Origin of the sequence: Streptomyces sp. NPDC047042, from assembly GCF_040644035.1 — a bacterium.
Lineage (GTDB): Bacteria > Actinomycetota > Actinomycetes > Streptomycetales > Streptomycetaceae > Streptomyces.
The window spans coordinates 1-26,517 of sequence record NZ_JBEYVP010000054.1; the positions used below are offsets into that span (position 1 = coordinate 1).

At 71.8% G+C, this 26,517-nt stretch carries 31 protein-coding genes; all 31 read right to left on the reverse strand.

The window, feature by feature from the left end; genetic code table 11:
• Positions 1-205: 205 nt before the first annotated feature.
• The 31 genes from ABZ855_RS42295 to ABZ855_RS42445 all read right to left on the reverse strand — a co-directional run bounded on the left by ABZ855_RS42295 (position 206) and on the right by ABZ855_RS42445 (position 26,483).
• On the reverse strand, positions 206-1,027 hold the full coding sequence (locus ABZ855_RS42295; protein WP_360817285.1) for a DUF317 domain-containing protein: 822 nt from the start codon (positions 1,025-1,027) through the stop codon (positions 206-208).
• Complete coding sequence (locus tag ABZ855_RS42300) at positions 1,018-1,374, reverse strand: hypothetical protein (RefSeq protein ID WP_360817288.1); 357 nt, start codon at positions 1,372-1,374, stop codon at positions 1,018-1,020. Before ABZ855_RS42300 ends, ABZ855_RS42295 begins: the two co-directional genes overlap by 10 nt.
• 27 nt (positions 1,375-1,401) lie before the next feature.
• Positions 1,402-2,205 (reverse strand): DUF317 domain-containing protein, encoded by an 804-nt coding sequence (locus ABZ855_RS42305; protein WP_360817291.1) that lies wholly within the window; start codon positions 2,203-2,205, stop codon positions 1,402-1,404.
• Positions 2,202-2,585 carry a hypothetical protein gene (locus ABZ855_RS42310; RefSeq protein WP_360817294.1) on the reverse strand — a complete coding sequence of 128 codons (384 nt, stop codon included), beginning with the start codon at positions 2,583-2,585 and terminating at the stop codon, positions 2,202-2,204. Before ABZ855_RS42310 ends, ABZ855_RS42305 begins: the two co-directional genes overlap by 4 nt.
• A gap of 274 nt (positions 2,586-2,859) precedes the next feature.
• A complete protein-coding gene (locus ABZ855_RS42315; RefSeq protein ID WP_360817297.1) occupies positions 2,860-3,267 on the reverse strand; it encodes a hypothetical protein in 408 nt (135 codons plus the stop codon).
• A gap of 16 nt (positions 3,268-3,283) precedes the next feature.
• Positions 3,284-3,931, reverse strand: a complete 648-nt coding sequence (locus ABZ855_RS42320) for a hypothetical protein (RefSeq protein WP_360817300.1) — start codon at positions 3,929-3,931, stop codon at positions 3,284-3,286.
• Positions 3,928-4,686 (reverse strand): hypothetical protein, encoded by a 759-nt coding sequence (locus ABZ855_RS42325; protein ID WP_360817303.1) that lies wholly within the window; start codon positions 4,684-4,686, stop codon positions 3,928-3,930. Before ABZ855_RS42325 ends, ABZ855_RS42320 begins: the two co-directional genes overlap by 4 nt.
• 22 nt (positions 4,687-4,708) lie before the next feature.
• On the reverse strand, positions 4,709-5,404 hold the full coding sequence (locus ABZ855_RS42330; protein WP_360817306.1) for a hypothetical protein: 696 nt from the start codon (positions 5,402-5,404) through the stop codon (positions 4,709-4,711).
• A gap of 13 nt (positions 5,405-5,417) precedes the next feature.
• Positions 5,418-6,263 (reverse strand): relaxase/mobilization nuclease, encoded by an 846-nt coding sequence (locus ABZ855_RS42335; protein ID WP_360817309.1) that lies wholly within the window; start codon positions 6,261-6,263, stop codon positions 5,418-5,420.
• Positions 6,260-6,685: a hypothetical protein gene (locus ABZ855_RS42340; RefSeq protein WP_360817312.1), complete on the reverse strand. Its 426-nt coding sequence runs from the start codon at positions 6,683-6,685 to the stop codon at positions 6,260-6,262. Before ABZ855_RS42340 ends, ABZ855_RS42335 begins: the two co-directional genes overlap by 4 nt.
• 99 nt (positions 6,686-6,784) lie before the next feature.
• On the reverse strand, positions 6,785-7,282 hold the full coding sequence (locus ABZ855_RS42345; RefSeq protein WP_360817315.1) for a hypothetical protein: 498 nt from the start codon (positions 7,280-7,282) through the stop codon (positions 6,785-6,787).
• A 34-nt stretch (positions 7,283-7,316) separates the two neighbouring features.
• Positions 7,317-9,116: a hypothetical protein gene (locus ABZ855_RS42350; protein ID WP_360817318.1), complete on the reverse strand. Its 1,800-nt coding sequence runs from the start codon at positions 9,114-9,116 to the stop codon at positions 7,317-7,319.
• On the reverse strand, positions 9,113-10,255 hold the full coding sequence (locus tag ABZ855_RS42355; RefSeq protein WP_360817465.1) for an AAA family ATPase: 1,143 nt from the start codon (positions 10,253-10,255) through the stop codon (positions 9,113-9,115). Before ABZ855_RS42355 ends, ABZ855_RS42350 begins: the two co-directional genes overlap by 4 nt.
• A 194-nt stretch (positions 10,256-10,449) precedes the next feature.
• A complete protein-coding gene (locus ABZ855_RS42360; protein ID WP_360817321.1) occupies positions 10,450-10,671 on the reverse strand; it encodes a hypothetical protein in 222 nt (73 codons plus the stop codon).
• A gap of 79 nt (positions 10,672-10,750) precedes the next feature.
• Positions 10,751-12,013 (reverse strand): MFS transporter, encoded by a 1,263-nt coding sequence (locus ABZ855_RS42365; protein WP_360817323.1) that lies wholly within the window; start codon positions 12,011-12,013, stop codon positions 10,751-10,753.
• An 18-nt stretch (positions 12,014-12,031) separates the two neighbouring features.
• The gene (locus ABZ855_RS42370; protein WP_360817325.1) at positions 12,032-13,222 is read right to left on the reverse strand and encodes a hypothetical protein; all 1,191 of its coding nucleotides are present in this window, start codon (positions 13,220-13,222) and stop codon (positions 12,032-12,034) included.
• Positions 13,219-13,671, reverse strand: a complete 453-nt coding sequence (locus ABZ855_RS42375) for a hypothetical protein (protein WP_360817468.1) — start codon at positions 13,669-13,671, stop codon at positions 13,219-13,221. The genes ABZ855_RS42370 and ABZ855_RS42375 overlap by 4 nt, the downstream gene beginning before the upstream one ends.
• 287 nt (positions 13,672-13,958) lie before the next feature.
• Positions 13,959-14,492 (reverse strand): hypothetical protein, encoded by a 534-nt coding sequence (locus ABZ855_RS42380; RefSeq protein WP_360817328.1) that lies wholly within the window; start codon positions 14,490-14,492, stop codon positions 13,959-13,961.
• Positions 14,492-15,244: a glycosyltransferase gene (locus tag ABZ855_RS42385; RefSeq protein WP_360817471.1), complete on the reverse strand. Its 753-nt coding sequence runs from the start codon at positions 15,242-15,244 to the stop codon at positions 14,492-14,494. The genes ABZ855_RS42380 and ABZ855_RS42385 overlap by 1 nt, the downstream gene beginning before the upstream one ends.
• A 48-nt stretch (positions 15,245-15,292) precedes the next feature.
• Positions 15,293-15,865 carry a hypothetical protein gene (locus tag ABZ855_RS42390; protein WP_360817474.1) on the reverse strand — a complete coding sequence of 191 codons (573 nt, stop codon included), beginning with the start codon at positions 15,863-15,865 and terminating at the stop codon, positions 15,293-15,295.
• A 111-nt stretch (positions 15,866-15,976) separates the two neighbouring features.
• Positions 15,977-16,756 carry a hypothetical protein gene (locus tag ABZ855_RS42395; protein WP_360817331.1) on the reverse strand — a complete coding sequence of 260 codons (780 nt, stop codon included), beginning with the start codon at positions 16,754-16,756 and terminating at the stop codon, positions 15,977-15,979.
• Positions 16,757-17,069: 313 nt separating this feature from the next.
• Positions 17,070-17,579 (reverse strand): hypothetical protein, encoded by a 510-nt coding sequence (locus ABZ855_RS42400; protein WP_360817334.1) that lies wholly within the window; start codon positions 17,577-17,579, stop codon positions 17,070-17,072.
• 158 nt (positions 17,580-17,737) lie between these two features.
• The gene (locus ABZ855_RS42405) at positions 17,738-18,709 is read right to left on the reverse strand and encodes a hypothetical protein (protein ID WP_360817336.1); all 972 of its coding nucleotides are present in this window, start codon (positions 18,707-18,709) and stop codon (positions 17,738-17,740) included.
• Positions 18,693-19,472: a hypothetical protein gene (locus tag ABZ855_RS42410; RefSeq protein ID WP_360817339.1), complete on the reverse strand. Its 780-nt coding sequence runs from the start codon at positions 19,470-19,472 to the stop codon at positions 18,693-18,695. Before ABZ855_RS42410 ends, ABZ855_RS42405 begins: the two co-directional genes overlap by 17 nt.
• 213 nt (positions 19,473-19,685) lie before the next feature.
• Complete coding sequence (locus tag ABZ855_RS42415) at positions 19,686-20,603, reverse strand: hypothetical protein (protein WP_360817342.1); 918 nt, start codon at positions 20,601-20,603, stop codon at positions 19,686-19,688.
• Positions 20,593-20,763 carry a hypothetical protein gene (locus tag ABZ855_RS42420; RefSeq protein WP_360817344.1) on the reverse strand — a complete coding sequence of 57 codons (171 nt, stop codon included), beginning with the start codon at positions 20,761-20,763 and terminating at the stop codon, positions 20,593-20,595. The genes ABZ855_RS42415 and ABZ855_RS42420 overlap by 11 nt, the downstream gene beginning before the upstream one ends.
• A 110-nt stretch (positions 20,764-20,873) precedes the next feature.
• The gene (locus ABZ855_RS42425) at positions 20,874-21,440 is read right to left on the reverse strand and encodes a hypothetical protein (protein ID WP_360817347.1); all 567 of its coding nucleotides are present in this window, start codon (positions 21,438-21,440) and stop codon (positions 20,874-20,876) included.
• Positions 21,437-22,972, reverse strand: a complete 1,536-nt coding sequence (locus ABZ855_RS42430) for an ATP-binding protein (protein ID WP_360817350.1) — start codon at positions 22,970-22,972, stop codon at positions 21,437-21,439. Before ABZ855_RS42430 ends, ABZ855_RS42425 begins: the two co-directional genes overlap by 4 nt.
• Positions 22,973-23,000: 28 nt before the next feature.
• A complete protein-coding gene (locus ABZ855_RS42435; RefSeq protein ID WP_360817352.1) occupies positions 23,001-23,462 on the reverse strand; it encodes a DUF6238 family protein in 462 nt (153 codons plus the stop codon).
• 94 nt (positions 23,463-23,556) lie between these two features.
• Positions 23,557-25,029 (reverse strand): SCO6880 family protein, encoded by a 1,473-nt coding sequence (locus ABZ855_RS42440; protein WP_360817355.1) that lies wholly within the window; start codon positions 25,027-25,029, stop codon positions 23,557-23,559.
• Positions 25,030-25,109: 80 nt separating this feature from the next.
• Positions 25,110-26,483: an ATP-binding protein gene (locus tag ABZ855_RS42445; RefSeq protein ID WP_360817358.1), complete on the reverse strand. Its 1,374-nt coding sequence runs from the start codon at positions 26,481-26,483 to the stop codon at positions 25,110-25,112.
• Positions 26,484-26,517 lie beyond the last annotated feature (34 nt).

The following is a 26,517-nucleotide window of genomic DNA, read 5'->3' on the forward strand; positions in this document are numbered from 1 at the left end:
AAGGCGACGGCCACCACGAAGTAGACCCACTCAACAGACCGGGGTCGGTCCCATTACATGAGCCGACCCCGGGAACATTCCGTGAGCGCCCACAGCGTCCCAGGCATCGAGGATCTTCTTGCTGTCGCTCACGTAGCGGTCGAGGTGACGGAGGAAGTCGCGGTGTGCGCGGTGATCGGCGGAAATGGGGAGGAGTCCTGTCGGTTCAGCGGCGGGCGGCAGGCTGGGCGGTGTGGGCCTTCGCCGGGGTCGGTGCGGGCCTCGTCAGCTGTCGGCGGGCGGAGCGTGCCCGGGCGCGGAGCGACTCGATACGCGCGGTGTGCGCGTCGACCACCTGCTGCGGGCGCAGCGGGCTGGGCTCCTGCACGGCGCTGTAGTGGCCGGTGCGGTCGTACATGCCGCGCTGGAGCGGGCTAGCGTCGACCAGCGCGGTGAGGAACGAACCGACGAGGTGGGCGGGGGTGCGCTCGTCGAAGTAGGCGTGCCAGATACGCGGGCCGGGGAACTGGTCGTAGCCGGGCTCGCGGGTCTCGACATGCCAGGACGGCCGGTCGCTGAATTCGCTCAACGGGCGCAGCTCGATGTGGCACATGGAGTCCGGCGAGTGCGCCGTGCCGCCTGAGTCGCGGCGCCAGTTCGCCGAGGTCACCGGCTGCCACGGGTCTGGCTGCTGCGGCGGCGGGGCGATGAGGGCGTCGGTGAACCCGGCGAGGACCTCGGCGGGCACGAGTTCACCGAACTCGGCGTACCAGCCCGGCTCCTTGTCGGTGGGCTCGGCCCGCAGCCGCCACCACGCGGAGGTGGCGGACTGCGGGTCGAACTGGAGGCGGTGGCGCAGGTCGGGGCTGCGCAGCACCATCTCGGCACTCAACGGGTCGGAGACGGCGCTCCATCCGGCGGCGGCCAGGCCGTGGGTGACGTGGCGGGCATCCCCGGGGCCGGCGAGGTGGCGGGGGCTGGTGTCGAAGGGGATCTGCCTGGCGTGCTTGTCGGCGAACGCGGCGAGCTGTCGTTCGCTCAGGGGCACCGGGCGTCTCCCGGCTCACTCGCGGCGGTGCTGCCGTACAGGTCCCGGAGGTCGTCCAGGACGTAGTGGAGGGTGTGCTGGTCGGCCTGCTCCCACGCGGCCGTGCGCAGTTCCGCGATCAGAAGGCCGACCTGTGCGGTGCGCGGCGTGTCCGGGTGTTCCTGCAGGGTCCGGGCGAGGGCGCGCAGGATGTCGGCGAGCTGGACGGGCAGGCCCGTGTACTCATCGAGGAGGGGCTCGACGAGGGCGAGGGCCTGGACGGGGTCAGGGTTCTCGCGCAGGTAGTCGGTGAGGTCAGACAGGGTTTCGGCCGCGGCGTGGATGGTGTCCGGGGTGAGTGCGGGCATCGGGCTCCTCGGGACGGGTGCGTCGGGTCAGCGGCGGGTCCTGGCGCCGCCGGCCGGGGTATGGGTACGGGCGGTGGCGCGTGGCCGTGTGCTTCGGGCACTGTTGCGGGCCCAGGTTGCGGCGCGGGCAGCCGTGAGCCGGGCCTGTTGCCACGCACTGAGCTGGGAGGGCGTGACGGAGACCGACCAGGTGCGGATCTGTGCGCTGTGCGGGACGCGCCCGCGCGGGCGCATCACGGGATCGGGATTGGCGAGTTCGGCCGAGAGGGCTTGTACCAGGTGCATCGGGGTGTTGGGCGTGAAGTTGGCCGTCCAGCCGTTGCCCTGCTGGTCCTTCGCTCCGGTCCACCACATCGCTGTGCCGTCGGGGCTGTGGTGGTACTGCATCCACGCGGTGCCGTCGGGGCTGGTCGCCGTGTAGTGCTCGCCCTCCAAGCGCGTGTGCCAGTCCTGCTCCTGCAGGGGCGCCCAGACGTTGGGGGCGTGAGCGGAGCGGGGTCGGGTGAGGGCGTCGGTCATACCGGCGACGATCTCCACCGGCGTCTGCCGGCCCAGGTTCGCCGTCCACTCGCCGTTCAGGCCGTCCCCTCTGCCGTGGATGGTCCACCCGCCGGGCAGGATGTAGGGGTCGTAGGCGACACGGACGGTGCGGTCGGGGCTCTCCATGAGCAGCGGGCCGTTCGTCTTGGACTTGTCCCGCCAGCCCGAGGCGCGCAGGAACTCCGAGACGTGCCGGACGTCGCCGCCGCCGGCGAGGGCACGGGGCTGGACGAGGTAGTGCTGCTCGGCCTGCTCTCCTGGCCCCCAGCCCTGCCAATGCTTCTTCTTCACCGGTGCCGCCGGACGACGAGCGGTGCGGGTGCCGGAGGCTTCGCCGCGGTGGTGGCGGGCTGGGTGCCGACGTGCCGCAGGGTGTCCTTGTGTTCGTCCAGGTCGAGGGTGATGTCGTGCAGTTCGTTCGAGGCGCGGCCCAGAGCGAGCCACACTTCCGCGGGGAGGGCGCCTCGTTCGGCCTGGTCCTTGGCGAACACGCTGCCGGTGGCGACGAGGTGGGTGATGCCGCCGAGGACTCCGGTGTCCGGGTCGAGGACGCGGGCGATGACCTGCGCGGCCTGGGGCGGGGGAAGCTGAGAGAGGTGGTCGGCGAGCTGGCCGAGCTGGCGGGTGATCTCGTCGGCCAGCTTCACCGGGTAGGGGGCGGGGTGGGACATGCTCCTCCGGGGCGGGGGTGCGGTCAGTGGTGGTGCCGGTGGCCGACGCGCTGCGTCTCGGCGAGGACGGCCTCCGGGCCGGCGCCGGCCAACGGGGAGGCGCGGTCGGGGCCGGTCGGGATGCAGGCGCGCAGGTAGCGGCGGAACAGGGCGGTCGCGAGTCGGGGTTGGAGCCGGTTGCTGATCGGTGGGGGTGTGCGGGCTGCTACAGGTTTCTCCGGGAATCGGGGTTGCGGTGGGCGGCACCGAGGGGGCCAGGGCCACCCGGGCGGTCTTACGGGGCGCGCCGGGCCTGTGCGGGGCGCGAGGGGGAGCCGGCCGGTGCCGGGTGCTGTGCGGCAGGGCGGGCCGCGCGGGTACGTATGTCGTGCACGGCCTGCCGGTAGGTGGCTTCCTCGAAGACGTCGGGCGTGCAGTTGACGTCGTACCCGGCCAGGAGCAGGGCGGGGATGGCGTGGGTCGCCAGGCGTTTCTGCTCGTCGGCACCGAGGTGTTCGGGCACCGTGTGCCAGATGTACAGCGGCGCGCCCGTGGGGTATTCGTGGCGTTCGAGGCCGAGCTGTTCCAGCAGGTCGTGGAGCTGGGCGGGGGCGCCGGTGGGGGTGTCGGCGTGGAGGGTGGTCGTCAGGGCCTTGATGTAGATCTCGACGTCCGTGCCGTACTCGTCGGCCAGGTTGGCCATGTGTTTCCCTCTGGGATCAACGGTGGCGGGAGGCCGAGGGCTGGGCAGAGCTCGGCGGCGGTGTGAGGGCCGCCGGCTGCGGAGCCCGGGCGGCGTGGTTGCGGGCGTGGAGGATCACGCACGCGGCCTGGCTCATGGAGTTCGCGGTGTCCCTGAGCCGTGCGAGGGGTTCGGGTTCCTCGCCGGGGGCCGCCCCCTGGAGGGCACTGGCAGCGATCCAGGCCCGGACGACCACTTCCCTGGTAAGGGGCAGCAGCCCATTGACCGGGGCGGCGATCTCGGTCAGCACCTCGGCCACCGCACTGCTGGTCTTGGCGGCAGAGGCCCGCTCGGCGAGCTGGGTGAGGAAGCGCAGGGCCGCGTTGTGTTCGCTGTCCGGTGTGACCAGCGCATTCAGGGCGGGGTCGAGGTGGACGCTGTGACCGGCGGCGAGCAGCGCGTGCGAGGCAGCGGTCGCCTTCAAGCGCTGGTGCTCGACGGGCAGGCCGTGGGGAAGCCGGTGGTAGTCCCCCCTCGGTCCAGCAGCGGAGAAGAAGCCGCCGGTTCGTTGGAGAATGTAAGCCGCCTTCTCGGTGCCGCCGATGGCGACTACCAGGCCGGTGCGGGGGTCCTTGGTGATGGTGATGTACTCCAGCACCCAGAACTCGGGCTCCGTCTGCTTCATCGAGCCCTGGTGGCCGGCGCACGACTGCCGGCCGGGGAGGGCGGCATGGAGGCTGGGGCGGAGGTGGGCGCGGTCCGGCCTGCGGGGTGCTGGAGGGCGGTGCCGATGCCGAGTGCGTCGAGTTGCGGGCCGAGCTCGCGCAGGGCGCGCGCCTGCGCTCTGGTGTCGTCGCCGCTGAGGCGGTAGATGCCGCTCTGCGGGTCCTGGACGAAGCCGTGGGCGACGAGGATCGCGCCGGCACGGCCGTCGACGGGGGCGGTGGCGACGCTGCCGTCCGGCTGCCAGGTCAGGACGACCCGGTCCGGCTGGGAGGGCTGGATGCCGCCCAGGGCGTTGTGCCGGGCCTGGGCGAGGGCGCTGTCGTAGCGGGCGAGCAAGTCGCCGGCTATTTGCTCCGCGCTCAGGAACGGGTCGTCCGCCAGGGCGATGCCGTTGGGTTCGGGGACGCCGCGGTACGCCTCGTCGGGTAGGGCGCGGGGGGCGACGGCGGCGAGGAGGAATCCGTCGCGTTCGTCGTGCCGGTCGAGAAGGACGAGCTGGGCACCGTCGGGGCGGCTCAGGACGGCTGCGTGTCGAAGCGGGTGCTCGGCGAGGGAGGCGGCGACCAGGTCCAAGTCCCAGATGCGGTCGGCCAGTTCGGAGAGGTCGTCCTTGGCGTCCGGCGGGAGGTGAGTGCTGGTCCAGGTGTCGGGGAGTTCGCCGGCGAGGACGTCGGCGTACGAGGCGAGGCGCTCGGAGGTGTCGTGGTCGTGCATGGTGTCCTTGGACGAAGTAGGGTCAGCGGCGCAGTCCGGCGGCCACGGGGGGCGGCGGGACCGGGAGCGTGCGCGGCGGGGGCGGGCAGGCGCAGACGGCGGAGCGTTCGCGTTCGGGTTCGGGGACCTGACCGGTGCAGGTGCTGCGGCCCGGGTGCGGGGCGTGCCGGTCGGCGAGGGCGTTGCGGGTGTGAGCGAGGTCGGTGCGGATGACGTGCAGGTGCTCGTCGACGAGGTAGCGCAGCCGCCGGGCGGTGTAGGGGTCGGCCGCCTGGCCGAGCCCGTCGTGGAAGTCGGCGGTGGCGATGAGCGCTTCCTCCAGCGCGGCGAGGATGCCGTCGTGGGCTGCGGTCAGTTCGGTCAGGGCGTCGGCCGCCTCTTCCGTGGTGGTGGCTTCGCGTATGCGCTCGGCGAAGTGGGCTACGGAGGAGCCCAGCGGGAGGTAACTGGCCGGCCGGTAGTCAGTGTCGAAGTCCTCGTCGCAGTCGACGTGGTACCCGGCGGCCCGGAGGCGGGCGACGGCGTCCATGGCGAGATCGGACTCGCCGTCCTCGGTGAGGCCGGTGGGGGCGCGGTGGTAGGTCTCGTGGACGCGGACAACGGCGATGAAACCCGCGCGCTGCAGGACGCTGTGTGCCTCGGAGTCGCCGCCGCGGGCGAGGAGTTCGGCGGAGTGCGGGTCACGGCGGATGTCCAGGAAGCGGTCGGTACGGGGCAAGGAGACGTTTCTCCTACGGCGATCGGTGGGCGGTGTGCCGGACGGCGGGCGGTGCGGCGGCGACCCGGGGCTGGACCAGACGCGCGGCGGTGCTGTCCAGGTCCTGCTGGATGGCATGGAGACGGCGGGCGATCAGCTCAAGGCGGTAGGCCGTGTCGGTGCCGCTGGCTCCGGGCTGGCGGGCGATCCGGTGCGCGGTGTGCTCGACCAGTCCGCGGACCGTTGCCAGCGGGCCGGCGTGCTCGTCGGCCAGCTGGGCCAGGACGCTCGCGAGCTGGGCCGATGCCGTGGGCGCGGTACGGATGGAGCGCCGCGTCGTGGGCCCGGCGCGGAGGGGGATCAGGTGGAGGTCCTGCTCGATGCGGCGCGCCTCGCCCGAGAGGCGCCGCAGGATGTCGGGGGGCGGGGCGTGCCATGCGCCGTCGAGGTGGATCAGGTTGGCGATCAGGTCGAGGCGTCCGGGCTGGGCCTGAACGGCGATCCACCGGCAGCCGTGCTCCTTGCCGGGAATCTCGATACCGGCAACGCGGGCGAGCCGGTGAGCGACCTCGGCCCACTCGGGCCCGGTCAGCTCCCGGTCGTCCGGATGGAGCCGGACGTCGAGGTGGAGGATCGCCCGCCGGTCGTCGTCCGGGCTGGCGGCGAACGGGTGCTTCAGGTAAGGGCCTTCGAGGTGCTCGGCCCACTGGACGGATGTCCAGGTCTTCTGTTCGTCGTCCAGGGTGTAGTAATCCAGGCCCGGCCAGTGGGCGACGATGGTGTGCTCGGTCAGGCCCTCGTTCGGGGAGACTGGCCGCCGCAGCGCCTCGGCGAGTGGGTCGTGCGGAGTGTGGGTCCGCGCGTTCAGGCGGGGGATCACCGGCCGCTCCGGATGTCGGCGATGTGCACGAGCTGGCCCAGGGCGGTGGTGGTGTACCAGCCGCAGTCGATCAGCTCGTCACGGTCCGCGAACCGCGCGAGGAGGGCGTCCTCCATGGCCCGCAGGTAGATCAGGCAGTCCGGGCAGCGGCGCGAGAGGTGCACGAGGTAGCGGGGGTGGGCGGTGACGTAGGACTGGGCTCCACCGGTCGCGTCACGCAACCGCCAGCCGTCCTCGTCGGTCGGGGTGTGCCAGGACGGGGCGACGACGCGCATCGCGTCTCCCCACAGTTCCCCGCCGGCCACCCCCTTCAGGACGACGACGGTGTCACCGGTCTGGAAGTGCTCGTGTGTGATGTCCCGGCCGGGGGTGAGCGGGTCGGGCGTGGGAGCGAAGGCCGAAGTGGGCGGGGGCTGGGACATGGGTTCCTTCCACGCAATCGGTGGCGGGGTGGGAGGAACAATGGTCCGGAGAAACGCCGGTTTGGCTAACCGGCGTTTCCCGGCTATGTTCCCCCGCCGTCAGCGGAACGGGTTCTCCGTCCCGCGGTCCGCCTCGGTGGCTGCGTCGAGGAGTTCGAGCACGTCGGTGCCCTCGGCGTCGCGCTGGTCGATCCACCATCCGGCGGCGGTGATGGCGCGGGCCTTCTCCTCCAGCTCCGCCCAGTCCGCCTCGTCCCAACTCCCCTCCACCACCAGCGCGGTGTGCGCGGCCGTCATCAGCTGGTGGCGGGAGCGCTCGCCCCAGTCCAGGGCCTTGGCAGGGCCCTCCAGCTGCGGCATGTCGAACTGCCTCGCCCACGCGACGGCAGCCTCCTGCTCGGCGGCGCGCTTGGCCGCGAGCCACTCCTCCTTGGACCCCGTGTCGGCGTCACGCGACGCCTTCCAGCAGTCGGTGCAGTCACGTTCCTGCAGCCAGCGGGCGAATGAGGCACGCCGGTCGGCGGGACGGTTGGACAGGTCATGTTCTCGTTCGTGTCCACATCGGTGGACGACGGTCCAGGTCTTACGGATTGCCAAGCGATTGTTCCTGCTTTCTGTCTTTTGCGTTGTCTCAGCGTGTCCTGCGGATGGCGTCTGTGGCTGCCGTGGCGATGGCGGCGGGAGCGCTGGAGGGCTGGGGCAGGTGCAGCAAGGTGGTCCCCGGCAAGTGGTGGGACTTGGCGGTGAGGGTGAGTTGGAGTACGGCGCAGCCGGCGGTCGTGAGCTGCTTGACGCGGGTGACGGCTTGAGCGGTTTCGTCGCTGCCGTACCGGGCGTCGGTGACGATCACGAGGAGGCGGCCGGCGCCGGGGCGGCTGAGTTCGAGGCCGTGGTCGAGTGCGTCGATGGCGTCGCCGAGGTTGTGGTGGCCGCCTTTGGCATCGAACGTCGTCACGCGCTCTGGTGCTCGGTGGGTGGGTCGGGTCAATGCGGTCAGGTGCCTGTCGTAGGCGATGGTGGCGGTAAGGGAGTCGGGGTCGGTCAGGGCTGCTGCGCGTGCCACGATCCAGGCAGCGGACGCGACGGGCGCGCAGGCGGCACGCATGGAGCCGGAGACGTCGACGGCGATACCCACACGCAGCGGTGGGGTGGGGGAGTTGCGGCGGCGGGTGTGGGTGAACGGTTGTGCGGTGGGGACCGACCCGGCCGCGCGCTGAGCGTCGCGGGCGAGGGCCGCGCGCATGTTGAGGCGGCCGGGCGGGGTGGGGCTGGTGGTCCGCTCCTCGGTCCGCTCGCGGTAGGCGGCGGCACGCAGGGCGCGGCTCAGGCGCGCGGCGGCACTTTTCTCGGCGGCGGTGGGCCTGCGGGTGCCGGTGACCGGGTTGCCGTGGGGCGCCGGTGTGCCGTCGGGGGTGACGGTGGTGCCACGGGCGTTGAAGACCGACTTGGCGGTGGCGGCGGCTTTGCGTCGCTGGTCGGCCCGCTGGGCGCGGTCCTGAGCCTGCGCCGTGGACCGCGCGGCCATGGCGTTGGCCGCTGCGGCCTGTGCCGCGAGGTCGGCGGCGTCGGTGGCTGCCGCGTGGTCCATGACGATCCCCACGGCGCCGGACAGCAGATCGGAGAGGTTCTCCGGCACGGGCAGGGCGGGGGCCGCGGTGTCCAGAGCGTCGCACCATTCTTTCGCGTGGTCGAGCATGGTCGTGGCGTCGTGGTCGGCGCACTGGTGGGCTGCCCTCCAGATGCGGGTGAGGGTGGTCAGCAGGTTTGCGCCCAGCACCTTTTCGCACAGATCGGCGACGGCCCGGGTCTCGCCGGCGTCCAGGATGCCGACGTCACGGCGGCCGAGGACCAGGGCCGCCACGGCGGCGGCGTGCTCGATGCCCTGGAGGGTGGGGTGGGCGATGTCGGGCATGACCAGGGTTCGGGCACTGGTGCGCAGGTACGTGCGGTCTGTGGGCCGCGTGATCAGGTGCGCGCCTTCGACGCGGCTCTCCTCCAGCAGGAGCGCGGCCTCGACGACACGGGGGTCCGCTCCGGCTGGCGCCGTCCAGACGGAGTGGGCCGCGTGCGCGGCCTCGTGGACGAACACTCCCCAGGCGGCGGGATACCGCTCCTCGTCGCCCACGATCCGCGGATGGATCTCGTGGGGCTTCAGCGGGGCGAACAGGCCGGCGTCGAACTCGACCTCGCCCAGCGTGGGGAAGAACGCGGCCGGTGCCCCGCTGCGCGTGCCGGGGCGGCAGGTGACGAGGAGGTCTGGGCGGCCGGAGAGGGCGACCAGCCGATCGCCGAGTTCGGCTCCCACGCGCAGCCACAAGTGCGGGGAGGAACGGGGTTGCGCGGGCGGGGCGCCGTCGTCGTCCCATCGCGCGAGGTCGACGTCGTCGTCCGGCGTGGTGGCGGGGGACTGGACGTGGTGGTGGGCGCTCATCGCGAGCGGCCCCGGTGCGCGGAGCCGGTGCTGCCCGGGGGCTGCCGGACGGCCGAGGCGGAAAGCTGCTTGCCGAGGGTGAGGGGCGCGACCTCCTTGACGCCGACAGCCTTGATGACGGCAGCGGCGACGGCGTCGCGATCCTCCACAGGAGCGATGCCGACCAGGTTCGCGAGCGCGGCTTTGGTGCCGAGGACGGCCTCTGTCTTCTGGTAGCTGAGCAGCTCTCGCAGTTGGGGGGCCCAGCCCAGCTCGCCGAGTTCGACTTGGCGGGAGAGGTGTCGGGCGACCCGGACCACCCGGGCATCGATCCTCAAGGCCAGGGCGAGGTCATAGTCTGTGCCGATCTGGATTTGCACGCTGAACCGGCTCGCGAGCGCCTCCGTCAACACCGCCCCGTGGACGCCGGGATTGTGGCCCGCCACCACGTAGAAGCCCGGCTCGGCCTTGATGGTCTCGCCCTTGTGGGCCTTGACCTGGATCTGCCTGCGCCCGTCCATCGCGGGATACAGTGCCGCCAGGACCTTCGGTGAGATCAGGGTGGCGTCGTCGATCAGCAGGGCGCGGCCCTCGGTCATCGCGGTGACCAGCGGACCGTACTGGAAGACGTAGGCTCCCGCGTCGTCCTGTGTGTACTCGCCGATCAAGTCGCCGACCGTGGTGTCGCCGTCACCGGCGACGGTGAGCAGGTCCTCGAACGCCGCCTCGACCAGACTCGTCTTGCCGGTTCCCGGAGGGCCGTAGAGCAGCACCGGCACGTCGGCGTCGCGCAGACGGTTCAGCGCCTCGACGTCGGGCAGATCGGCTAGCTCCCGGGGGTGGTAGAGCTGGCCCCCGGCGCGGCGGATCGGGCCGGTTTGCCTGGGCGTGGCTGCTGCGGGAGTGGTGGTGCGGGCCGTGGCCGGCTGGGCGCGGGGAGCGTGGGTGCCTGGTGGGCTGATCACAGCGGTCTGTGCGGCTGCGGCGGTTTTCGCGTTCGCGCGGAACTCCGGCTGTCCCATTCCGCCTTGGTCGGCCTCGCCGCGTCGCACCAGAGTGAGGGCGGCGTTGCGCACAGCGCCGTGGGAGTGGCCCAGCTGCCGGGCCATGTCCCCGATGGTGAGCGTGTCCGCCGGACGGTCGGCCAGCAGCCGGGCCACCTTGGCCCGTAGTTCGCCGCCCTTAGTGCGCGCTGGACTGGTAGGCGTTCCGGGTGTGGTCAAAACGAGGCCCCTTCAACAGGTGCGGGTGCGGGCGGGGTTGGCGATGCGCCGGAGAGACTGGCCGCCCTCGGAGCGGATCACGGACTGTGCCGACATCGGCGACAGGGCCAACCGGGGCGTACCGTCGGCGCTCACCGGCCGACCGATGGCTCGGTCCAGGTGCAGGGGATGGCCGGCGACGAGCAGCTCGCTGGCTGCCGAGCAGGCCCGTGCGTCCGCTCCATATCGGGTTCCGTCGCTCTGCAGGCGCAGCCTGGCGTCTCTTCGAAGCCGGCCTGGAGCAGGATCCGCCGGGCGGCGGCGTTGTAGCTCGTGGTGGTGATCTCGCCGGTGATGGTGTGCCGGATCGGCATGAACGGCTCTGTTGGTGCTTCGGGCAAGGCGGATCTCTTATCGGTGGTGGCGGGAAAGCGGTGGGGTGTTGCGCCCGGATCAGGGCGTCTTGCGCCGGCCTCGGAGCGGGCGGCGGTGCCGGCCGCACTGCATGTGTCCGGTGGGGCCGAGACGTCGGCGAGCGGCGAGAAGGACGGTGAGAGCGAAGGCCGCGCCGGCGGCGGGGAGCGCAGCGCTGGCGAGAGGCTGCTCGGCGAGGCGTCCGGCGAGGGCGGTGCCGGCGGACTGCCCGGCGCCGATCGCGAGGATCAGCCACGCGTACGCCTCGCTGGTGCGGCCTGCGGGGGTGAGGGCGTCGGTGGTGACGTAGGCGCAGGCGACCACGATGGTCAGGAACGCACCGGGCACGGTGACCGCGGCGGTGGCCGCATACGGGGCCGGAAGGGCAAGGAGCGGGAGCCACCCGGCCAGGAACGCGGCTGTGGCGATGATCAGTCGCCTGATGGTGGTGCCGGTCCAGGTGCGGATTCCGTAGATGAGGCCGCCGAGGAAGGCGCCGGTGGAGAACGCGGCGGGGATGATGCCCGAGAGCATGTCCTGGTGGTGGTGCTCGGCCATGGAGATGGACCACACGTTCATGGCTCCGATCGCGAACCCGATGCCGGTGAGGGAAACGAACAGCAGCAACGCGGCAGGGGTGGCCAACTGCCGAGCCGGGGCCGCGTCCTGCCCCACGATCGGTTCGGGTCGCCAGCGTCGCGACGGCGGAGCGAGGGCGACCGCGGCGGTGCCGGCCAGGCCGAGGGCTGCGGTGACGGCGAGCGCGACGGCGGGGTTGTACGCGGAGGCGAGCGCGGCGGAGAGTAGGGGGCCGACGATGTACAGCAGGCCCTGCGTGCCGGTGTCGAGCGCGAGCGCGGCGTGCCGCAGCCGGGGGTCTGGCAGCACGCTCGGCCACAGCGCCCGGAGTCCGGCCTCCAGGGGAGGCGTGGTCAGGCCGCCGACGACGACGATGGCCGTGGCGAGGCCCGGTCCGCCGTACGGTCCGGCCAGGGGCAGAGCCACCAGGAGGGCCGAGTTGAGCAGGGCTGCCGGAAGGTGCACCGCGCTCTGGCCGTGGCGGTCCATGAGGCGTCCCTTGACCGGCTGGGACAGCGCGGAGGACAGCCCGTACAGGGCGCTGAGCAGTCCGCCGAAGGCGATGCTGCTGCCGCTCGCGGTGGCCCACAGAAGGATGGCGGCGGGCGCCATGCCGTTGGGAAGTCGGCCGGTGAGGGTGCCGCCGAGGAGGCGGGCGACGTACGGGCTGCCCAGCACCACGCCGAAGGAGACGCACGGGGCCGGGGATGCGGTCAGGGACAACGGGTGCTTTCTCGGTGCTTAGCGGTGGCGGGCGGGCGTGCTGGCGCGGGGCGGCGGCGTGGGTGGTGCGGTGTCCACGGCCGGACGCGGGCGGACGCGCGGCACGGGGGTGCGGTGCGGCGGCAGGACGGCGACGGTCGCGCCGAGGTCCTCGGCCGCCTCCTCGACTTCGCGGGTGAGGAACTCGATCTGCCGGCCCAGCGCCGAGAGGCGGGCGGCGATCTGGCGGCCCTGCACGGTCTCCAGCGCGCTGGCGAACTGGCTGCTGGTTTCCAGGAGTTCCTGGAGACGGACCATCGGGCCCGGGGTGTAGCCGCGCTGGACGGCGCCGAGGAGAGCTTCGGAGGCGTCTCCTGCGGTCTGGCCTTCGACGACGTCGCGGATGAGTTCCTGCAGCGACACCTCCGGGACCGGCGCTGGGCGGTTGAACCGGGAGACGTCCGCGCGCAGCACGCCAGGCGGGACCGGGGCAGGTAGTACCTTCCCTGCCTCGTATTCGTGGGCGTAGTGCCCGATCACCTGCCAGCCCGGTGCGTCCGGGTCGCCTCGCAGCGCGACCAGCGTCGAGTCATCGTTCTCGATGAGGTGGGCGAGGGTGATCGGCTGCCCGTCGGCGGCGTACCACGACTCGGTCAGCTCCAGCTCGCCTCGCTTCTGCGCGGCCTGGGCCCTCTCGGTCCACATCCGCTGTTCCTCGTCGGTCAGCGGGGCTTTGTGATGACGGTGTTTGTTCTGGTCGGCGAGATCGCTGGCGATGAAGCTGTGATCCGCCCAGGCGGCGAGGTGCGGCCACAGGGCCGAGTGCTGTGCGCGTTCGGCCGGGGAGCCGGGGGTGTCCGGCCGGTCGAGGGCCCGGCGGATCTCGGCGGCGGAGGCGGCCAGGCAGTCCAGCACGGCCCGCCACCCGGCCAGGTGCCGGGCGGGTGGCAGCTCGTCGAGCGCACGGCGGGCGGCGTCGAGCAGCGTGTCGGCGTGCGGGGCGAGGTGTGTGGTGTACGCCTCCACCGCCGCCCTGTTGCGGTGGGCTCGTGCGGCTGCCGCGGCGCCTGCGTGGACGGTGCGACCGTAGCGGTCGCATGTCATGTCGAGCGCGACCTCGCTCTCGCGGTCGATGACCGCCATCCGCAGCCGGAAGTTGCGTGCACCGTCCGTGAGTTGCGGTGTCACCGGGACGGAGCCGTCCGGGGTCGGATTCCTCGCGGGCGTCATCGGGACCGTCCACTGCCCGAGGCCGTCAGGTGGACGGTCGGTGCGTAGGTGGGCTTCGGCGGGATCGGTCGGGCCGAGGGCGGGGAAGTGGTGGGCGGTGTGGCGCGCTGCGTCGTTCGGCCGGCTGCTGCTTGGGCGAGACGGCTGCGGCGCTCCTGGAGCCCGTTCGGCCGGTCCGGGCGTGGTGGCCCGGCGGTGAGGGACGGGTCGAGGCGAATGTCGGCCTGCACGCTGTAGCCGAGGCTGCGCAGGTCGTGGACGGCTTGGCGGGTACGGCGCAGCCCATCGCGTTCCGGCTCGGTGAGCCGGTAGAGGCCCGGCGAAAAGGGGACGGGCTCGAACTGCTCGCGGACGAGGAACCACTCGGCCAGGTGAGGGGTGAAGCTCGGTGCGGCGGTGGCGACGAAACCGTGTTCGGGATGGGCACGGAAGCGGAAGTGGTCGGACAGAGAAGGATCCCTTCTTTCTGCTGGTCAGCGGCGAGGGCACGGCGGATGGGTCGCGGTACGACGGGCTGGTTTCAAGGGGGCGGGTCCGCCGGTGGCGGGCTGGGCGAACGTCGGGGCCGGGCATGCTGTCGCTTCCGTCGTCCCGTTTGGTGAATCCGGCCTGGTCCAAGGCGGTGTTGGCCCACTGCTACTGCTTGGGCGATGGCGGCCAGGGCGGCGGCGCGGCTGTAGGCGAGCCGGATCTCGGCAAGAGGGTTCGGGGGCGTCCCGGGGTTTGCTGGTGTCGTTCAGTGGCGGTTCGGCTGCCGTGACTGGGCGGCGGCAGCTGGCTGGGTTAGTGGGCCGGTCGTGCGCGGTGTGGACGGCCCAGACGGTGCCGGGGTGGAGGTCGCGCGCAGGGCGGCGACGGTGTGGCGCAGGCGTGCGCGGGCCGCGACGTACTTCTCGGCCGTCATGATCCGCAGGACTTCGGGGTCGTTGCGCAGATGCGAGTGGGCGAGATCCTCCACGGCCTCGCGCTGGAAGCCGGTCGTGGCGTAGGTCAGGGCTTCGGCGAGTGTGTCCAGAACTCGCGTGATACCGGCGGCGGCCCGGGCGAGCTGGACCAGGGCGACGCGTTCGGGCAGGTAGACCGTCTGCGGTGTGGTGAACCGTTCCTGCGCGTGTTCGATGGTGTGCTGCAGATGGTGGGCCAGCACGCCGATGTCGTCGGTGAGCGTGATCAGGTCGACGGCGTCGGGGCCGGTGGGGAATGAGGCGGCCAGTTCCTCCAGACGCCTGGCCAGATAGTCGAATGTGGCCGCAGTGACGGAGGAAGACATCAGACCACCCCGGCCGCAGCGCTTGTCTCCCGGGCGCGGAGGGCGGCTCGCAGGCTGCGTCCGTAGTTCCACGCATGCTGGCGAGCCTCCGGCTCCAGGACGTCATAGGCGTCCTGGCGGGTCATCTGGCCAGGGTGTTTGCGGTACCGGTAGACCGGCAGGGGAAGCAGGATCCCGGGGGCGAGGCTGGTGACGCCGAGGGCGGCGCAGTAGTCCTCGCCCTGGACGAGCCCGCCCATCGGAGCGGCGCGCACCAGGTCGGTGCGGGCGAGGATCGTGGTCGGCCCGATGGGGATGGTGTCCGCCGGTGACTTCCAGTACGTCCACACGTCGCCGGCCTCGTGCCGGCCGGGCGGGGCGGGGCATCGCCACAGGGTGGTCGAGCCGTCGGGGTGCCGGTCCTCGCTCCATCCCGCGCACCAGCCGACCTCCGTCGATTCCAGGATGTTCAGCCGTACGGCCATGGCGTCGTCGGTGAACTCGTCATCGTCATCTGCCCAGTTGGTGTACCGGGTGCGGACATGGGCGAGGGCCAGGTTCCGGGCGCAGGCCGCGCCGACCGGGCGCGGCAGAGCAAGCGTGCGGACGCGGGAGTCCTGCGCGAGCGGGTCGGGCAGGCGGTCCGGCGAGGCGCCGTCGAGCGCGATCACGGCCTCCCACGGCACGGACTGCCGGGTGAGGCTGGCGTGCATGGCGGTCAGGTAGTCGAGCCGGTCTTCGCGCAGGCGGCTGGCGATGACGACGGTGATCAGGGGCTGGGTGTGCGAGGGCAGGGGAGGCTCCGGGAAGACGAGAGTGAACTAGCGGCGCGTGGCGGGACGCGGGGCGTGGGCCTTCGCCGGGGATGCAGCGGGAGCGCCCGGGGACGGCGTGCTGCGCGATGCCCGGATAACCGGTGGGGGGTCGAGGGAGGACCAGGCCGCCGGGTGGTCGTTGAAGGCGGTGCGCGGGTCGATGGCCCAGTCCACGACCGGGCCGATGTCCTCGTGGAGGAGGCTGATCACCTCGATGCCCTCCTTGTGCAGGATGTACCCCCACTGCATGTCCTGCTCGTCGGCGGTGTCGTCGGTGACCGACATGCGCCGCGGCGGGGAGCCGTCCGGGGTGATCAGGTGGTCGAGGTTGCGGCTGGGCCACTGCTCGCCGCCGGTCAGCGCGGCCACGAGCGAGGGCGGGGCGCCGTCGAGGAGATCGGTGCCCAGCTCGTCCCAGCCGACGGCGACGTCGTCGATGAGGTGACGGGACATGGCTTCCACGTCGCGTCCGAACTTGTACTGATAGGCGGCCAGGAGCAGCGGCAGGTGGTGGCTGGGTACGCCGTCGAGCTGGACGTGGATGCCGCTGTATCCCGTACCGGTGGTGGGGCGGGCGATGAAGGAACGTGTGGACAGGGAGTTCTCCGGATCGAGCAAGGAAGCAGGGACGGCGGGCGGCCATCAGGGGCGCGCGGCCCGTCAGGGGTGGTGCGCTTTCACGCGGTCCGGTCAGGAGGCGACCGGGGGGCCGGAGGCGTCGGTGCGGGCGCAGGTATAACCGATCAGTCGGGACGTCTCGGCCTTCGCGGGGACGATGGCGGCGTCGTTGCACACGAACGTGTACGTGATGGAGGTGCGGGGCACGTCGTGGAGCCAGGCCCGGTCGTCCTTGCCGGGGTTGATCTGCAGGCCGGAGTGCGCGACGGCGTCGGTCTGGGTGTGCGTGTGGGAGAAGAGGATCAACGCGCCGCCGTCGGTGGTCCTGAGGGCGTAGGCGTCCGTGTAGCGGTTGGCGGCGCCGGCGAAGACGGTGGTGCCCTGGTTCCCGTAGCGGGTGCCGGTCTTGTCGTGAACCTGGATCTGCCGCTTGCTCGCCTTGGTCGGTGCGAAGACCTTCGTCCCGGTGTCCGTGCCTCCGGTGGCGAAGTTGTCGAGCACGGCTGCGCGCAACAGGTCGGCGTCCGCTGCCAGCCGTTTGTTGCCGGCGGCGGGAACGGCCGTCGCGTACCCGTCCCGGTCAAGGGCGATGTCCGGCAGCTTCTGGCTGTCCAGGTCGACGACAAAGACCATCTCCCAGCGCTTGTGCTGGGGGCGTTCGGCGAACACTGCCAGACGCGAGGGCGCCTTGCCCTTCTGATCCGAGAGCGCGGCGGCGAACCAGCGATCCTGCCCCGCTTCCAGGCGCGGGATGTACAGCTCGGCGTTTGCCGAGTCGTAGGACCACGGCTTGTACGGCTTGCGGTCCGCTGCGGGAAGCCCTTCGGTCTCGGTGTAGTCCGAGATGGACATCGCGTACAGCGGGCCGTCCTCGACCGCGTCGAGCAGGCGCCGGTCGCGGTCGGTGTTGGCCTCGTTGTTGATCTTGGAGTAGTGGGCGATCTGGGCGAGGGCCTCCTTCTTCGTCAGCGCCGGCTCGGCGGTCGGGGTGGGGGAGGCGCTGCGGGTGGCCGTGGTCCTGGCCGTGGTTGTGGTGTCGGCGTCCGGGCTGCCGGAGGTGGCGCAGGCGGACGCGGTCAGCGCGACGGATACGGCGGTGAGCAGGAGGGCGGTGCGGCGGGCGGAGGTGTGCAGGGGAACGAGGGAGCTCCGGGAAAGTAGCGGGTTAGCGGGTACGGGATGCGGTGGCCGATGCCGTCGGCGGGGACGGCGCGGTCACGGCCGGTGTCGCCCGGGTATCGGCGGCGGCACGTAGTTGCTTCGCGGCGCGGGCGAGGCAGGTGCGGCTCTCACCGAGCCGGTCCACGAGACCCGGGTACGTGGAGGCGATTGCCCGGGTGCGGGCGGGACCAGGTGCTTGGTGGGTGAGGTCGGCGAGGAGGCCGAGGTGGTGCACGGCCGAGCCGAGGGCGGCGAGCGCGGCACTGGTGGGCTCGGCCGCTTGGGCGAGCGCGAGGGTGGTGCGGCGGTGGGTGGCCGTGACGCGGGTCGGGTAGCGGGCGGCGGCCCGGTGGCGGAAGGCGCTCTCGCCGACGAGGTAGGTCAGCAGGCTGGCCAGGTGGCGGACTTCGTCGTCCAGGATCTCGCTCAGGGCCGGGTCCGGTTGGATCTGGTCGGGGAGCGGGAGGTGGTCGGCCACGGCGTTGAGCCGGTCGGCCACGTCGTGCAGCAGCATCCGCTGGTCAGGATCGGACAGCGGGAACTCCAGGAGGGGTGGGGGCGTCTACCGCCGTGCTGAGGACGGCGTGCCCGCCGTCGGCTGTATGCCGGGCGCTGCTGTGGGCGGGCGGGTCGGTGGGCCCTCGGAGGCGGACAGATCGGTGCGGGACGCGGTCATGGGTTCCTGAGGCACCGGGCGGCCTGGCGGTAGCGGGGCAGGAGCCGCCGGGAGACCGTGTGCGCGGCGCGGACTGCCTCGGCGGGGACTGCGATCGCGTGCGGGGCGTTGTCGTCGCCGAAGTAGTCGTGGGTGATGCCGTGCAGGGACAGCGCGCCGACGAGGACCTGCCCGCGGTGCAGCGGGCGGTCGATCACGACGAGCTCAAGGCGGTTGGGGCCGGTGAGGATCGCGGCGCGGGGAACGCGGAATTGCATCCAGGCGCTGGCCAAAGACGCGTTGTCCCACAGGTCGTCGAAGAAGTCGAGCTGGCTGTCCGGATCGGCGAAGTCGGTGATGCAGGAAACCCATTCGCCGGGCAGACGGTGACACAGGCCATGGGCGAGGGACGCCAGATCGCTGCCGGAGGTGGCGATGCGGACGGCCTCACGCTGTGAACGGCGGTACTCCCGTTGCTGGTTGTCGCGCCACAGGTCTTCGACGCGCTTGCCCGCAGCGGGAGAACCGGCGTCCGCGAAGATGCGGGGCAGGTGGTATTCCACGCCGATGCCTTGTCGGTCGGCATCGGCGAGGAACCGCGTGAGCCGGGCCGGGACGTCGTGGTCGTACCTGTCGTGGATCAGGATGGAGCCGAAGACGCCGCGTGGGCGCCAGAAGCCGTGGTCGGTAAGGAGGGTGTGGGCTGCAGCGGGGGCGTCGTTGCTGGTGAGGGCGATGACACCGATCTGGTCGTGATCGCCGAGGCTAATGGCGGGCATGGGCTTGTCTGCAGGTCCGTCAGTGTCGAACAACGCCAGGCTCGTGCGAGTGGAGTTGATGTCGGACGATGAGGCTCCGGCCGGTGACCCGCCATCGTCCGGGACGTGGCCGGTGTGGTCGAGCAGTTCGAGGGGCTCGGAGGTACTGCGCAGTTCGAGGTGCTGCTGCTGCGACCGGTGCGGCGTCGACTGTTCAGCGGGTTCTGGCACGTGGACCTCGTGGTGTCGGGAGGGCGGGGGCTACATCGCTTGTCGCCGTGGGCGGGTATTTCTTCGATCTCATGGCAGCCTCGTGACCTGGCGGTACACGTCGTCGGAGGTCTGCTCGCGGAGGCGGAGCCGTCGACGGAGCGTCGGGGGCGGCGAAGGGTTGTGTGCCGCCGATGAGGGAGGGGCGGCCATCGAGTTCGTCGAGCCAGGTCAGGAGTTTGGGCAGGTTCTTGTCGGGCCCGAACGCGAGGTAGGTGCCGTCGGCACTGTCGCAGCCGAACCACTCGGCTATCCCCAGCCTGATCCGGGAGTTGACGCGGCCCATGTGCACGCCTTTGCCGCGGGCCTTCGCCTCGCGGGCCAGCCGTTCGGCGACGGGGCCGAGTTTCCACTCGGTCGATCCGGCCAGGAACAGGACGTCGAAGTCGTCCCAGGGCAGCAGCCCGGGTGTATCGCAGCCGTCCTGGGCCGCGTAGGCCGCGGGCACGCCGAGTTCGCGGATGCGGGCCAGCCACGGCAGGGACTCGGTGAGGGTGCCGGCGGCGTCGAACGGCTGGTCCGGGGCGAGCGCCCACAGGCAGCGATCCGGCCCGTACCGTTCAACGGTCCGGTGCAGCCAGGCGAACCATGCTTGGGCTCCGGGCCAGTACCGGCCCTTGCCGTCGCTGCCGAACTTCGAGTTGTCACAGGCATACAGCGCACCCTCGGGGATCCGACTGCCTTGCGCCGGGGTGGTCATACAGCCGATGCGTCCGGCGCTCATCGCAGCCCGTATCTCAGGCCCCGAGGGAGTGCCGAGATAGCGCACCATGTACCTCCCCGCAGGCGACGCCGACCGCCGTCCGGACCACCTGCCGGCCGGGCGGAATTCCGCGAAGTGGGGCCTGCGGCTGGTGGACCTCGCCATTTCGGGAAGGCGGCACGTTCCTGGTCTGCGAGCCGGGCGAGGGGGCGGTGAGCGTCGGGTGTGCCTGGTTCACCGTGTGCGGCCGGGCATGGGGGTGGTCGCCGTCGGTGGCCCCGGGCTCGGGCCCGGCGGGAGAGCGGTCCGGGTGGTCCGGCGCGCGGGGGCCAGGGCACGCATGCGGTCGACAGCGGTGTGCAGGTCCTCGCCGAGACTGCGCAGGGTGGCTGCGGCGTCCTGAAGGTCGTAGTGGAGGTCGAATCCGTCGTCCTGCTCGGATTCCTTGGCCTTTTCCGCGGCTGCTTCGAAGAACTCGCCGAGCCGTTCCAGCAGGCCGCTGGTGGGGTCCAGGACCTGGTGCAGCAGGGCGGCGGCGTCCGTAGGTGACTCGGTGGCGTTGAGCCGGTCGGTGAGAGCGAGGAGTACGTCGCCGTAGACGAAGGCGCGGTCCGCGTTGCCGGAGACGTCCGCGGGCTCGGGGGTGCGGAGCGCCGTCTCGGCGGCGGACACGGGCGTACGGGCGGTGGGCGAGGAGGGAGTTGGCAGCAGTCCGAGCTGGGCGAGGCGATGGTCGATCGACTCGATCAGGGGCTGGGCGCTGCCGCCGTGCCGGGCTTCGGGCCGCTGGGGTGCACCGGGGTCGTCGGAGGGCGCCGAGTCGTAGATGAGCTCGAACAGCGACGGGTCGTCGGGGTGCTCGCGGGTCGCGATCCAGCCCTCCGGGCTTCCGGGCGGGCGGTTGGAGGGGGGCTCCTGCGGCGGACCGATGATCAGGTGAGTGCCGTCGGGGAGCGGTACGCGCACGATGTAGGCGCTGAGGCCGAACTCGATGTCGCACTCCAGCCCGCGCTCTCGCAGTGGCGTGGTGATGTGCGCGTGGCGGCGCCACAGCTCCTGCCACCACGGCGTGTCCACGTTGCGGTGGTCGGGAATTGGTGCGAGCGCAGCCGCGCGGCGGGCGTCCGGAGTGTTCTCCTGGTCAGCGGCCACGGTTCCTCCTGCGGGAGGCCGGCGCGTGGCGGGGCGGAGACATCCGGCGAGCGGGGTCGGCTTCCGGCTTCGGCACCGGACTGAGATCGAGTTCGTACTCGTCGTAGGCGGCGATCAGGCCGTGCTCCATCTGGGCTTCGCGGTCGGCGACTTGTGCCATGAGGTCGTCGTGCTCGGCCTGGCACTGCTGGTAGTCGGCCCAGTCGGCGTCGCTGAAGTGGGCGGGGCGGTTCAGAGGACTCCTTGAAGGGGGGTGGGGGCGGTGCCGGGTCAGCGGTGGCGACCGCCCGGTTTGGGCGGCGGCGCCGGGCTCTGGTGGGGGGAGGGCGTGGGGAAGAAGCGGTGGAAGTCGAGGTGGTCGGTGAGTTCCTGGACTGCGTGACCGAGTGCCTGTGCCGCGCGCCGCAGACAGGCACGCGCCGTCGCGTGTTCGACGACCATGCGGTTGTCCCGGACGTAGCTGTCGTTCTCGCTGTGCGGCCGGGGCGGTGAGAGCGCGGTCTGCGCGGTCTCGGCGAAGTGCGGTACGGCCTGGCTCGACAGGGTGACCGCCGACGCCAGATGGGCGAGGACGGCGCTGCCGGCACGGTTCGTACGGGAGGTGGTCCGGGCGAAGTCCGCGGTCAGCTGGACGACATCACGGGCGAGCGTCTGTGCGCCGGTGACGTGCTGGAGAAGCGCGGTGTAGGACGGCGAGGCCGGGACACGACCTGTGTCGTCCAGCAGCTCCCACTGCTCGAGCGCGCCGGAGAGTTTGCCCCTCACGGCGTTGAGCGCGTCGATGAGGTGAAGGGTGGTGGCGCGCGGGATCAGTTCACACTGGATATCAGGCTTCATGAGTCTTTTGCAGCCTTTGTATGCATTCGAGCGTCAGTGTCGAAGAGTGCCAGCTCGTACGCGTGCAGGAGGTGCTGCACGATGAAAGATCGTCCGGCGACTTTCCACAGGCCACGCCCTCGGTTGAGGTGGGCGATGGCATCCATCTCGACGGAGGTCAGGCCGAGAAGCGAGGCCGCGGCATGGAGTTGGTCGGTCTCCTGGCGGTAGATGATGCGGGTGGAGCAGTCGGCGAGGAGGCCCTCGGCCAAGGCCCGGCCCTGTGATCCGGCGTCGCCGGCGGTGAGCAGGTCGGACAGCCGGTGGATCACCATGAGGTTGGCGATGCCGAGGCCGCGGCTGAGCTTCCACTGGGCCTGCATGCGCTGCAGCAGGCCGACGTGCCGCATCAGCCGCCACGCCTCGTCGTACACGATCCAGCGCCGGCCGCCGGACGGGTCGGAGAGGGCGGATTCCATCCAGGCACTCGCGCAGGTCATCGCCAGGACGAGGGCGGTGTCGTCGCCGGATCCGCCGAGCCGGGAGAGGTCGATGGTGAGCATCGGCGCGTTCGGGTCGAACGCGACGGTGGAGGGGGCGTCGAACATGCCGGCCAGGTCACCGTGGACGAGGCGGCGCATGGCGTGGGCCAGGTCGCGGGCGGCGTCGCCGAGTTGGCCCGACATCATCCCGGCGGCCTCGTCGAGCGCACTGGGGTTGTTGAGGGTGGTGGCGACGTCGCCGAGCAGCGGGGTGCGGTGCGTGTCGGCGGCGCGGGTGACGACGGCGTCCAGGGCGACGTCTAGGGCGGTGTGCTCCATGGGCATCAGGTCCCGGCCCAGGACCGTCCGGGCCAGGGAGCCGAGCAGGAGCAGGCGCCGTTTGCGGATCTCGCCGGCCCAGTCGGCCTCGGAGACGCTCTCGGGTCGCGGGGCCGCGTCCAGGGGGTTCAGCCGTCCGGGCAGTCCGGGGCCGAGGGCGACGGACCGGCCACCGAGGGTCTCGGCCACCGGCGTCCATTCGCCCTTCGGGTCACACGGCACGTAGACGCGGTATCCGAAGGCCACCGAACGCAGCGCGAAGGACTTGGCGAGCGCGCTCTTGCCCTGGCCGATGACCCCGGCGAGCAGGAGGTTGGGGTTGGTGAATCCCTCGACCTTGCCGTACAGCGCGAACGGATCGAAGACGAAGGACGCTTCCGCGTGGACGTCGCGCCCGATGTAGATGCCCTCGGCGCCGAGTCCGCCCTCGGCCAGGAACGGATACGCGCCGGCGGCCACGGCCGTCGTCATGCGGTGGGCGGGCAGCTTCAGCCGGTTCCCCCGCGCGGAGGCGGGACCGGGACGTCCGCTCGGTGGGTAGAGCGCGGCTGGCATCTCGTGCTCGGCGGACGCGCTCTCACTCTGGTGGGCACTGGCTTCCGCGCGGGCCTTGGCGGTGGCCTCGGCGAGTTGGCGACGGGCGGCCTTGCGGCTGGCGCGGTCGGTGCCGTGGGGGGTGAAGAGCGGGCTGGCGGAGGCGCGGCGGGCGCGGCGGGCGGGCCGATGGTTCATAGAGGGCCCTCGTTTCTGCGGGTGGTGCTCATCGCACGCAGGCTGTGGTGTGCGGGCGGAGGTCGGTGGGGGTGGTCTTGCGGCGGATGCTGTGTCCGGCGGCGAGGTGGCGCTGGCAGATCGTGAGCACGGGCGGTCCCTCGGGCAGCCGTTCTGGATGGCATGCGCTCGACTCGGCTTCTGCTGCTGCGCTGTTGGGCAGCAGGTGGAAGGCAGAGTGGACCTCGCTGGTGGCCTGCCAGAGGCGGGTGTGCGCGGTGGCGAGGTGGCGGCCGGCGGCGGGGTGCGCAGGCCGGGTGTTTTCGGCGAGCCGGTCCACGAGCTGGTGCAGGGCGGTGAGGTGGGCGTGCAGCACGTCGAGGTGCACGCGGTCCGCTGGCCGGGGCGGGTTCGCGTCCGACGGTGCCAGGGTCCGGGTGTGGTGGCGTACTCCGGCGCTCGCGGCGCGGAGGTAGGGGTGCGCGTCGTCCGGAGGTGTGGGAGCGGTCAAGGGTGGTGGTCCTTCCTGCCGGAAGGCAGGGGCGGTGACGGATGGTCGAAGAGCAGCGGGCGCCACGTTGCTGACCGGCGGGGACGGGCCCGGCTCACAGGGCGGTCCGGGCGAGCGGGAGCGCGGTGAGGGCAAAGGCGTCCGGCTGCTGGTAGTTGAGCCGTCGCAGATCGACGCCGGAGGTGACGGCGTGGGTCTCGATCTGTGCGCAGGCGGCGTCCAGGAGGGCGTCGGTCTCGGCGGTGACGGTGACCAGGCCGGTCAGGGCCACGTCGGCATGTCCGGCGATGAGCTGGCGCTCACGCTGCTTGACGTCGGCATACTCGACGGAGTCTTCCTCGCTGTCGACCTGCCCCCGGCGGGCCCTCTCGTTGGCGTCGGCGATGATCGCCGCCTTCTTCCGCTGGACGTCTCGCAGGGCGGACTCGAGTCCCTGCGGCACGTATATAAGGGAGAGGCTGCGCCGCACGCCGGCCGTGAACATGATCCCGTGCAGGAACCCGGCCCCCATCTCCGTCCTCGGCCAGTTCTCCACCCAGTACGTCGCGTGCCGTGCGCTGTCGGTGGCGAGACGGTCGTACTCCTCGAACTGGACTACGGGCCCGGCGGCTGCGGGATCGGCCTCGGCGCGGCCGGTCTCGGACCACTGCTGGAGGGCGGCGAGCGCTTTCGGGTCGTAGGCGGTGCGGATAACGGCGGCGATCTCCCGCGCAGTCAGCCACCCGGTGACCTGGAGCCCGGCATTACGGGCGGCCTGGGCGATGGACGCGGTGGTCTGCTCCATGACGGTGAACGCCCCGGGCAGCCCTCCGCCAGCCTGGCTGATCAGGCGCCGGGCGGCCTTGAGGTCGAGGGAGATGGCGAGGTAGGTCTCGTGCGGGGCGGCGGCGGGGCCGGCCGAGGCGACCAGCTCGGAGTAGATCTGTCCGGCCACCGGGGTCTGGGGCTGTCCGTTGTGGGTCCAGTGGCGGGTGAGGGTGTCGCCGCTGTCGGGAACGGTGCGTTCCAGCACCTGGACGGTGGCGATGTGCCCGGTGCGGGCGATGCCCGCCAGCGCGCGGCCCCAGCTGCTCACGTTGTGGTTCTGCGTCGCGGGGTCGAGGAGGGCGAAGGCGCGGCTGCTGACGCGGGCGATGGCGGTCAGAGTCTGCTGGTGCGAGTCGTGCACGGCTGCGGCGCCGTTGGCGGAGTCGCCGGGGGTGACCACCTTGAGGGAGGCGGTGGTGCCGGGCAGATGGAGGATGCCGTCCTGCCGGGGCCGGGTGACGGGCCGGGCGAGCCTGAGGGTCTGGCCGGTGCGGCGGCGGTGTGCGTAGCGGGCGACGATTGGCGCCCAGTCGATCAGGGAGCGGCCGTGCCGGCGGATTGTGACGAGCGCACCGGAGGCCGCCCACAGCGGGGCCAGGGCGACGGCGCCGAGCAGTCCGGTGGAGACCACCGTCATCAGCAGTAGCGCCAGCGTGCAGGAGACGAGGATGAGTTGGGGCAGGGAGAGGCCGAGGAGGATGCCGCGGCGGGACCGGTGAGGGAACTTCACCGTGACCGGGGCGACGGAGAGATCAGTCAAGGGGCGGGTCCTGGAGACGCGGGGGAACCCGGGGGCGGGAGGTGCAGCGCACGTCCCGCCCCCGGTGGACGGGGAGGGGATCAGAGGCCGGTCGGCGGCGGAGGTGAGGCCGACCCGCTGGACGTGGCGTTCTGTGAGCTGGAGGACGGGGGTGCGCCCTGCGGCGGCGCGGTGGTGGTCGGCGGCGCGGACTGCCATCCGCCACCCTGGCCGGAGGCGGCGTTCGCTCCGGACCCGCCCGGCCCTGGGCTGCCGCCCACTTGGCCGCTGGTGTCGTCGGACACGCTCGTCGGCGCGGGCTGGACGGCTTTCTCCAGACCGGACTTGACCGCGTCGCCACCGGGCGAGATGCCCGTTCCGCCGTCCTGCGAACCTTCCTTGCCCCCTCCGCCGCCGGTCGGGTTGGCGGCGACGTCGCCGGGGAAACCTCCCCCGCCAGCGGCGTCGGGCCCCTGCGGTGCGGCGCCTGCTCCGGCTGCAGCGCCACCGGTTCCGGCAGTGGCCGCAGCCGCGGAGGCCTTACGGGCGGCCTTCTCGGCATGCGCCTTGGCGATCTGCGCTCCGGCGCCGCCGGCACGGTGGATGGACTCGCCGTCGGTCCCGTCGGCCGCCCAGTGCACGAACTTGAAGACGGCGTACGGGCACAGCAGCACCAGGATCATGATCACGATGCCGGACATGACGTCGGCCAGAGCGGCAATGCCGTCCTTGGCCTCGGTCTTGCCCATGGCGGCGATACCGAGGACGAAGATCACGGTCATCAAGAGCTTGGAGACGACGAGGGTGGCGGTGGCCTCGATCCAGCCCTTGCGCCAGCGCCGCGCGACCTCCCACCCGCCGCCGGCGGACGCGAAGACAGCCAGCGTGACCATGACGAGGATGCCAACCTTGCGGACCATCATCACGCACCAGTAGAGGAAGGCACCGACGGCGGCACCAAGGCCGGCGACAACCGCAACGAGCCAGCCCATCCCGGACAGACCCGCGATCTGGTTGACCTTCACGATGCGTCGCACGGCCGACTCGATGTTCAGGTGCGCGGTCTTGAACAGGCCGTCGCTGACGGCATCGACCACTTCGACGGCGACCGTGGTGAAGGCGATGGCGCAGAAGGCGAACAGGACGCCGCTCATGGTGCCGGTGAACGCCTGTGCCAGGGCTTGTCCGTCGCGTCGGATGGCGGCCCGGACCAGCTGTGCGCAGAAGGTGGCGACCAGCAGGACCAGGCCCAGCGGCAGCAGCATCTCGTAGTTGTCGACGAACCACGACGCGTTGAGGTCGACCTTCGTGGTGGTGTTGACGGCCTCGGCCGCCAGATCGGCTGCGGCGGCGGCCAGTTCACCGGCGGACTTCGCCATCCAGTCACCGATGGCCTTGCCGGGGTCCGAAGCGAAATCGACTGCGTCGCCGACGGCGCACAGCTTGTCTGCCAGGGGGAAATCACAGAAACCCACGAGGAGTTACTCCTCCATTCTTGTCTCAGGCGCG

Bases quoted from the DNA above. Each gene is read 5' to 3' on its own strand.
- ABZ855_RS42300 (WP_360817288.1), bottom strand. From the start codon at position 1,374: ATGCCCGCACTCACCCCGGACACCATCCACGCCGCGGCCGAAACCCTG.
- ABZ855_RS42310 (WP_360817294.1), bottom strand. From the start codon at position 2,585: ATGTCCCACCCCGCCCCCTACCCGGTGAAGCTGGCCGACGAGATCACC.
- ABZ855_RS42315 (WP_360817297.1), bottom strand. From the start codon at position 3,267: ATGGCCAACCTGGCCGACGAGTACGGCACGGACGTCGAGATCTACATC.
- ABZ855_RS42320 (WP_360817300.1), bottom strand. From the start codon at position 3,931: ATGAAGCAGACGGAGCCCGAGTTCTGGGTGCTGGAGTACATCACCATC.
- ABZ855_RS42325 (WP_360817303.1), bottom strand. From the start codon at position 4,686: ATGCACGACCACGACACCTCCGAGCGCCTCGCCTCGTACGCCGACGTC.
- ABZ855_RS42340 (WP_360817312.1), bottom strand. From the start codon at position 6,685: ATGTCCCAGCCCCCGCCCACTTCGGCCTTCGCTCCCACGCCCGACCCG.
- ABZ855_RS42350 (WP_360817318.1), bottom strand. From the start codon at position 9,116: ATGAGCGCCCACCACCACGTCCAGTCCCCCGCCACCACGCCGGACGAC.
- ABZ855_RS42360 (WP_360817321.1), bottom strand. From the start codon at position 10,671: ATGCCGATCCGGCACACCATCACCGGCGAGATCACCACCACGAGCTAC.
- ABZ855_RS42370 (WP_360817325.1), bottom strand. From the start codon at position 13,222: ATGACGCCCGCGAGGAATCCGACCCCGGACGGCTCCGTCCCGGTGACA.
- ABZ855_RS42380 (WP_360817328.1), bottom strand. From the start codon at position 14,492: ATGTCTTCCTCCGTCACTGCGGCCACATTCGACTATCTGGCCAGGCGT.
- ABZ855_RS42395 (WP_360817331.1), bottom strand. From the start codon at position 16,756: ATGTCCATCTCGGACTACACCGAGACCGAAGGGCTTCCCGCAGCGGAC.
- ABZ855_RS42400 (WP_360817334.1), bottom strand. From the start codon at position 17,579: ATGCTGCTGCACGACGTGGCCGACCGGCTCAACGCCGTGGCCGACCAC.
- ABZ855_RS42410 (WP_360817339.1), bottom strand. From the start codon at position 19,472: ATGAGCGCCGGACGCATCGGCTGTATGACCACCCCGGCGCAAGGCAGT.
- ABZ855_RS42420 (WP_360817344.1), bottom strand. From the start codon at position 20,763: ATGGCACAAGTCGCCGACCGCGAAGCCCAGATGGAGCACGGCCTGATC.
- ABZ855_RS42425 (WP_360817347.1), bottom strand. From the start codon at position 21,440: ATGAAGCCTGATATCCAGTGTGAACTGATCCCGCGCGCCACCACCCTT.
- ABZ855_RS42430 (WP_360817350.1), bottom strand. From the start codon at position 22,972: ATGAACCATCGGCCCGCCCGCCGCGCCCGCCGCGCCTCCGCCAGCCCG.